Below are 1,552 nucleotides of genomic sequence, written 5' to 3' on the forward strand. Positions count from 1 at the left end.
TCAGAGTGTAGACAAAAGGCATCTGAATTTTCCATTTGGATGCCTTTTTGTTGTTTTTATGTAATTTTGAGTTCATTTCAGACCCCGGAGGGGTCTGCTTTAAGCCATTTCTGGACTTTTCCATGTCCAGCATGCCATCTTTTTCAAATTCATGGCAGCAAAAGTTAGCATCGCCTGCATGGACAATTTTTTTAATCCCCTTAGGGTTGTCCAACGCATACCATGCTTTTCTTTTGCATCCGCAAATACACGTTCAATCGTTTCTTTACGTTTTGCGTAAATGCTTTTATTCTCTCGTGTTTGACGAAGATGATCTGCTTCTTCTAAATAGTGTTCCCAAACATGACGCTCAATCAGCTTTTTATGCTCCTTACTCTGCGTACATTGTGAAAGTAAGGGGCAATTTTGACATTGATGCGGATTAGAGAAGTATTGCCGCTTTCCATCCTTCGTCGTCGTTGAGTATTTCAATATTTGTCCTTGTGGACAGATATAACAATCGTAGTATTCATCGTAAACATATTCATGTTTTTTCATAAAGCCGTCTTTTGTACGAGGACGAGTATAAGGTAGAGCGGGAGTTATTTCGTTTTCAAATATGAATTGTGCAATAGCAGGTGTTTTGTATCCGGCATCTGCAGCAACAGCATCTGGTTTCCCCTGTTTTTCAATGACCTTCTCGAGGAGTGGCTCAAAAATAACACTATCATGGATATTTCCTGGCGTTACAATCGTACCTAGAACAAATCCATTTCGATCAGCAGCTGTATGAAATGAGTATGCGAACTGTTTAGTTCTCTCATCCTTTACATAATAACCACTCTCTGGATCAGTGGTACTTTCTTTTATTTCTTTAGTTTCTTCTTTATCAAATTTTTCTGGGGGAATTGGCTTTTTCCCGTGATCTTCACGATCCTTATTAATCTCCTCACGGAGACGTGATTCATAGGCTTTTGTTTCTTTTCGAACTCCCTTCTTCTCAAATTTATGCTTATTTGCATTTGCTTTAACATGTGTAGAATCGATAAACACATGCTCACTACTAATTAGTTTCCTGTCTGAAGCTTCCTTCAAAATTCGGTAAAAAATCTGTTCAAATAGATCTGTATCCTTAAAGCGTCGTTCATAGTTTTTACCAAAAGTTGAAAAGTGCGGTACCTTATCATAAAAGCCGAAGCCCAGAAACCAACGGTAAGCTAAGTTGGTTTCAATTTCTTCAATAGTTTTACGCATAGAGCGAATACCGAAGGTATATTGGATGAAAGCCATCTTAATCAATACAACAGGGTCAATACTCGGACGTCCTCGTTCAGATGAATACATATCTTGAACGAGTGGATAGATAAATGAAAAATCTATAGCAGCTTCAATCTTGCGAACCAAATGATTCGCAGGTACAAGTTGTTCTAAAGCTATCATTTCTATTTGGTTACGATTAATCTGTGTATTTTTACTTAGCACTTCATCCACCTCATTCCAATCTTTACATTTTAATTATACAAAAAAAGACTGCCAACAAACCCGATTTTTTATCGAATTTGTCGACAGTCTG

Annotated in this window: 1 protein-coding gene; it reads right to left on the reverse strand. The window is 37.6% G+C overall.

Translation table 11 applies throughout. From position 1 onward, the window contains the following. Positions 1-99: 99 nt before the first annotated feature. Entirely contained in the window at positions 100-1,461 is a 1,362-nt protein-coding gene (locus V7161_RS17765) for an IS1182 family transposase (protein ID WP_335714291.1), read from the reverse strand. Between the last annotated feature and the right edge of the window lie 91 nt (positions 1,462-1,552).

It is taken from the genome of Neobacillus drentensis (genome assembly GCF_036965425.1).
In the GTDB taxonomy this organism is placed as follows: Bacteria; Bacillota; Bacilli; order Bacillales; family Cytobacillaceae; genus Neobacillus; species Neobacillus drentensis_F.